Annotated in this window: 7 protein-coding genes; 3 read left to right on the top strand and 4 right to left on the bottom strand. The window is 71.1% G+C overall.

The window, feature by feature from the left end:
- The first annotated feature begins 219 nt into the window (after positions 1 to 219).
- Entirely contained in the window at positions 220 to 909 is a 690-nt protein-coding gene (locus VF665_RS01555) for a lytic transglycosylase domain-containing protein (RefSeq protein ID WP_331051639.1), read from the top strand.
- A gap of 83 nt (positions 910 to 992) precedes the next feature.
- On the opposite strand, the gene VF665_RS01550 is transcribed toward VF665_RS01555, so the two are convergent.
- Both VF665_RS01550 and VF665_RS01545 read right to left on the bottom strand, forming a co-directional pair.
- The gene (locus tag VF665_RS01550) at positions 993 to 1229 is read right to left on the bottom strand and encodes a ferredoxin family protein (RefSeq protein WP_331051638.1); all 237 of its coding nucleotides are present in this window, start codon (positions 1227 to 1229) and stop codon (positions 993 to 995) included.
- A gap of 119 nt (positions 1230 to 1348) precedes the next feature.
- The gene (locus VF665_RS01545) at positions 1349 to 2194 is read right to left on the bottom strand and encodes an alpha/beta hydrolase (RefSeq protein ID WP_331051637.1); all 846 of its coding nucleotides are present in this window, start codon (positions 2192 to 2194) and stop codon (positions 1349 to 1351) included.
- A gap of 153 nt (positions 2195 to 2347) precedes the next feature.
- Between VF665_RS01545 and VF665_RS01540 the strand changes: the two genes are divergently transcribed.
- Together VF665_RS01540 and VF665_RS01535 are read left to right on the top strand one after the other, a co-directional pair.
- Positions 2348 to 2818 (top strand): SRPBCC family protein, encoded by a 471-nt coding sequence (locus VF665_RS01540; protein WP_331051636.1) that lies wholly within the window; start codon positions 2348 to 2350, stop codon positions 2816 to 2818.
- Positions 2815 to 3261 carry a MarR family winged helix-turn-helix transcriptional regulator gene (locus VF665_RS01535; RefSeq protein ID WP_331051635.1) on the top strand — a complete coding sequence of 149 codons (447 nt, stop codon included), beginning with the start codon at positions 2815 to 2817 and terminating at the stop codon, positions 3259 to 3261. The genes VF665_RS01540 and VF665_RS01535 overlap by 4 nt, the downstream gene beginning before the upstream one ends.
- Before the next feature lie 19 nt (positions 3262 to 3280).
- On the opposite strand, the gene VF665_RS01530 is transcribed toward VF665_RS01535, so the two are convergent.
- Together VF665_RS01530 and VF665_RS01525 are read right to left on the bottom strand one after the other, a co-directional pair.
- The gene (locus VF665_RS01530; RefSeq protein WP_331051634.1) at positions 3281 to 4216 is read right to left on the bottom strand and encodes a DR2241 family protein; all 936 of its coding nucleotides are present in this window, start codon (positions 4214 to 4216) and stop codon (positions 3281 to 3283) included.
- Positions 4209 to 5012: a CbiX/SirB N-terminal domain-containing protein gene (locus VF665_RS01525; protein ID WP_331051633.1), complete on the bottom strand. Its 804-nt coding sequence runs from the start codon at positions 5010 to 5012 to the stop codon at positions 4209 to 4211. The genes VF665_RS01530 and VF665_RS01525 overlap by 8 nt, the downstream gene beginning before the upstream one ends.
- Positions 5013 to 5403: the final 391 nt, after the last annotated feature.

Raw genomic sequence — 5403 nt, 5'->3', positions numbered from 1 at the left:
GACGGAGGGGCCAAAACTCCAGCGGGCATGCGGGTTTGAGGGGTGCTCGCACGGTGCTGAAATGCTATCTCAAATTGACACATGGGGTTACGAGCCCTAGATTGAACGGGTTGGATGAAGCGGAGCGATGACGGGATGCGGCCGGAACAGGCCGGCGCATCCCCTTCGCAGGACCAGTAGACTTGCATCGTGACCCGGAACGAGAGCCGAAACCAGCCGGTGAAGCGTCGCGACACCCCGCTGCGTAACGACTTTCGCTCGCTGATCCGCTCGCGCGCGGTTCAGGGGCTGCTGCTGGGCACCGCCGCGGTTCACGCGGCCGTGGGCTTTACCGGCGGCGCACACGACAGTGAGGGACAGCCCCGCCGCGGCGTGGTGCAGAACGCCGTGCGCGAGGGTGTGGCGCTGCACCTGGCGCCCAACGTGGTCAGCGCCCCGGCCCGCCTGGCCGCCGCCACCGGCGCCGTGCACGCTTCGCCCGCGCAGGCGCTGGCCAACCGCTACCGCGACCAGGGCTACCAGATCCCCGACCAGCTCGCCACGGAGATCTACACGGCCGCGGTGGAAAACGAGCTGCCGCCCGAGCTGGCGTTCGGCCTGGTGCGCACCGAGAGCGAGTTCAAGGACTACGCGACCAGCCACGTGGGCGCCATTGGCCTTACGCAGCTCATGCTGCCCACCGCCCGCTGGTTCAAGAAGGGCGTCACGGAAGACGACCTGCGCGACTCGCGCACCAACCTGCGCATCGGCTTCCGCTACCTGGGCGAGCTGATCGACCGGTACCACGGCGACGTGGAGCTGGCGCTGACCGCGTACAACCGCGGCACCGGTACGGTGGACCGCGTGCTGGCCCGGGGCGGCGACCCCGACAACGGCTACGCCGGCAAGGTGCTGGGACGCGACGAGTAGCTGCCGTCCGGAGCAGAAACGCGAGAGGGGCCGCATCCGGCTGGATGCGGCCCCTCTGTGCGTCTCCGGTGCGCGCGGGCGGCTCAGCCGCCGGACAGATCGCGGTTCTTGGCGATGTAGTCCGTCCACTCCGGCGGCACGTCCGTGTCGGGAAAAATGGCCTGCACGGGGCACTCCGGCTCGCACGCGCCGCAGTCGATGCACTCGTCGGGGTTGATGTAGTACTGGTCGTTCGCCTCGTAGATGCAGTCCACCGGGCAGACTTCCACGCAACTCGCGTCCTTGGTTCCGACGCACGGTTCGGCGATCACGTACGGCATATCGGTCTCCAGCCAGAGGTCAGGGATTGGGCGTCGTTCGCGGCACTCGGGCCGGCAGAGCGACAACGTAACAAGCACCCATCCGGTTGTAAAGCTGTCGAACGAACGTTCGAGCGGGCTCAGGCCAGGTGGGTGCCGAACCACTCCAGCGTGGCGTCAACGGCGGTCCGCAGCTCCGGCGTGGCGCCCGCGTACGGGTGCCTGGAGCCAAAGGTGTGGTCGCCGCCTTCCACCACCAGCAGCTCCGCGTCGTCGCCCGCGGCGTTGAACAGGGCGTGCGCCTCATCCACGTTGACGGTGGCGTCCGCATCGCCGTGCACGATCAGCCAGGGGATGGAAAGGCGCGCCGCCGCCGCGGGAATGTCCAGCCGGGCGCGGTTGGCCTCCCAGTCGGCCCAGTACGCCGGCCCCACGGGCATCATCTGCTTGGTCCGCGTGTTCTGTACCTGCACGGTGCCGCCGGCGCGCCAGGTGGCGATCTGCTCCGCCGTCCAGCGCGAGTCCACGTCGCCGATGGCGGCCCAGGTGGCCAGCGCGTCCACGCGGGGGTCGTCCGCGGCGGCCAGCAGCGCTTCGCCGCCGCCGCGCGAGTGCCCCAGCAGCCCGATGCGCCGCGGCGTACGGGGAAGGATCGTGCCGCTGGACACGGCGTCCAGCACGGCGCGGATCTCGGCCACGTTGCGGCTGTGGGTCTGCTCGGCGAACCGGTCCAGCGCCGAAAAGTCCACCCCGTCGTCGCCCAGCCCGTTGCGCGAAAAGTCGAACGTCACCGCCGCCAGCCCGCGGTGCGCCGCCGCGCGAGCCAGGTTGGGAAAGAAGTTGGCGCCCCGGAAGCCCTTGAAGCCGTGGCAGATGACCAGCGCCGCGGTGGGCCGCAGCCCCGCGCGCACCCGCACGTCGCCGCGCACGGGCGGGCCGCCGCCGGCGGCGCGGATCTCAAAGTCGGTGCGGGTGAACGCGGGCATGGCCGGCCGGGGACGGGGAACGGGATGCGTGCCTGGATCTGTGAATCGGTGTCGCGGAGAGATCTGTCAAGAGCGGCGGCGGACTTGACGAATCATATGCGCGCTTACTATCGTTCTGCGCACCCACTCGCTCCCCCCAAACCCGGACCGCCCATGTTCACCTGGAGCACCGAAGCCGTCGCGGAATCGAGCGCCACGCCGCGCGAGGTCTGGCGGTTGTGGTCCGACCCATCCACCTGGAACGCATGGGACCCCGGCGTACAACGGTGCACGGTGCAGGGCCCGTTCCGGGCTGGGACGCGGGGAACGCTCCGGCCGGCGGGCGGCCCCGCGGTGGCGTTCGTGATTACCGGGGCCGTGCCGGAGCGAGCCTTCACAACGGTCGCGCGGCTGCCGCTCACGGCGCTGGAGTTTGAACACACGCTGGAGCCGCTGGCCGCGGGGGGCGTGCGCATTCGCCACCAGGTGCGCATGCGCGGAGTGCTGACTCCGCTGCTCAGCCGCCTCCTGGGTGCAACGCTGGCGGCCGGCCTTCCCCACGCGGTGCACGCACTGGCCCGCATGGCCGAGGGCGGCGCGCGGGAGAGCGCCGGGACGTCACGAGGAGCGGGGATGGCGGGATGAGCGAGCCGTTCCAGCCGGCCTTTTCCACTCCCGGAGAGAGTCCCGGCTTTCTGCTCTGGCAGGTGGCGAACACGTGGCAGCGCCTGCAGCGCGACGCGCTCGCCGACCTGCAGCTTACGCACGTGCAGTTTGTTCTGCTCGCCTCGGTGGTGTGGCTGTACGACCGCGAGGGGCCGCTCACGCAAGCGCGTGTGGCCGCCCACGCCCGCACCGACGTGATGATGACGTCGCAGGTGCTGCGCACCCTGGAGACGCGCGGGCTGGTTGTGCGCGAGCCGCACCCCACCGACACCCGCGCCCGTGCGCTCCGGCCCACCGCGCCGGGCAAGGAACTGGCTGGCCGCGCCGTGGTGCGGGTGGAGGAAGCGGACGCCCGGATGTTCGCCGTGCTGGGCCCGGACGTCCCGGCCTTGGCGTCGCTGCTCCGCCGGCTGGCGGGGTGAGCGCGAACGCCTCCACCGCCTACGCCGCCATGGGGCAGCCGCGGCACGGAACCGCCTTGGGACAGCCCTCGCAGGGAAGCTCCGGCGCGGCCAGGTCGCCGATGCGCTCCTTTTCTTCCGCCAGCCGCAGGGCCAGGTAGCGCATGCGGCGGGAATTGGTCGGCTCGCTGAACTCGCCCTCGCGCGCCAGCCCCACCGTTCCCGTTGCCGCCGAGGCGACGATCTCCCGCACCTGCGCGATCTCGTCCGCACCCAGCCGCCCCAGCCCGGTGAGCTCGTAGCGCGGCGAGCGCTCCTGCACCAGCACCTGCCGGGCGAAGGAAACGAACATGGAGCACGCTTCCGGGCAGGGCACCGGGGCGTCGCCCGTCACCGGGCCCTCTGACGCCAGGTCCAGCGGCACGTCCGCGTCCACGTCCCAGGCCACGCGCCGCAGGCAGACGGCGTCGCCGCAGCAGGCGCGCACCGTGTTCCGCACCACCTCGGGCGGCAGCAGCTTCACGGCGCCGTACATGCCCGTCTGCCGCGCCGCCACCTCGCGCCAGTGCGTCACCCGCAGCGTGCCCTGCCGGCCGGCATACCAGTGCAGGGCGCAGGCCGGGTACAGGTAGTCCAGCGCCGTCCACACCCCGCGCCCGTCCAGATCCACCAGCGCCCACCCCTGCCGCAGCGACGGCGCCGTCTTGAGCGGCCGGTGCTCGCCCGCAAAGGTGGTCTGCGCGATTTCGCGCGCGGCGAACGGGTCCGGGCTCACCATCGCCACCGCCTCCAGCGAGCGGAACTCGTCGCGGCAGTGGCGGATTTCGTATCGCCCCTCCCCCACGGCGCGAATGCGGGCCTCCAGGAACTCGCGCCCCGCGTCGCCCGCCTCGTCCACCCAGGCCAGCAGGGCGGCGCGGGCCTCGGCCACGCCGCCGGGGGCGTGGCTCCCCCGCTCCTCCCGGGCGTCAGACACCGGCGGCCTCCACCGAAAGCCCCTCGGGCACGCGGGCGCCGGCCTCGCGCGCGCGCTGCAGCACGATGTCCGCGATTTCGGGAAAGGTGCCCACGGGGGGCGCGTAGAAAATCACCTTGCCGTCCTTTTCCGTCACCGTGCTCACCGCCGGTCGGTTGATCCCCAGGTCGTCGGGAATGGTTTCCTGCGTGTGCCAGCCCTCGGCCACAAAGAAGGGAACGAGCACCACGCGCTCCTCCTCCATGGCCTCCAGCACCTCGCCCACCTCGGGCTCCTGGTCCAGAAACCCGGTGCGCACATGGCCAAAGATCCCCGCCTCGCCGGCCTCGCGGCTCACGCGGTAGATGACCTCCGCCGAGTTGCTGTTGCGCTCCGTGCCGTGCCCGATGATGATGAGCCCCGCGCCGCGCGCCTGCTCGTGCGAGAGCCCGGCCGTTTCTTCGGCGCGGCGCAGGATCATGGAGGCCATGCCCGGGTGCGTGCCCACCGGGCCGGCGTAGTGGATGGTCCTGCCCAGCTTGCGCGTGACGGAGGGCGCCGGCCCGCTCAGCCCCAGCTCGCGGGGAATCACCTCTTCGGTAAAGTAGCCTTCGGAGATGAACAGGGGCACCACGTACACCTCGTCGGCCTCCACCAGGTCGAACACCTCGCGCATGGAGGGCTCTTCCTTCCAGAAGCATTCGCGCACCTCGTCGAACGCCCCCGTGGCGCGGATGGCCGCGGCGTGGGCGTAGACGGGCGCGCTGCTCTCGGCGTTCAGGTGCGACCCGTGGCCGATGATGATCAATGCCTGCACGGACTGGCTCCTTGAACGATCGTTGTGCGAGCGCCGAAGATGCGAGCGCGTGCGGCGATGGGCAAGGTGGGGGCAAGCATCCGTGCGGCAGTTGACCGGGCTAACCACCGCTTCTCACCGACGGCACGGCGGTTTTGAGAGGGATGTCACGGACGAAGGGCAACTTATACGGCTCCGAGGAAGGCGCCGCTCCTCCCCCGCTAGATCAACGACCGTGGCTCGTTCGGAGTGGTCCGTTGGCAGGCACGAACTTCTTGCCGGTTCGTATGAGGCGTCATTCTGAAGGAGCGTGCGCCGCGCCCTCCCCGGTGCCGGAGCCATGCGCGACTGAAGAATCCCGGACCGAAGCATCCGCGGCGCCGCGGGCCGGCGCGGCGCGCTCCAGCCTCTC

The sequence above is a fragment of the Longimicrobium sp. genome (genome assembly GCF_036387355.1).
Lineage (GTDB): Bacteria > Gemmatimonadota > Gemmatimonadetes > Longimicrobiales > Longimicrobiaceae > Longimicrobium.
Note: the sequence above shows the minus strand (reverse complement) of the source record. Positions and strands in the feature narration are given on the sequence as shown.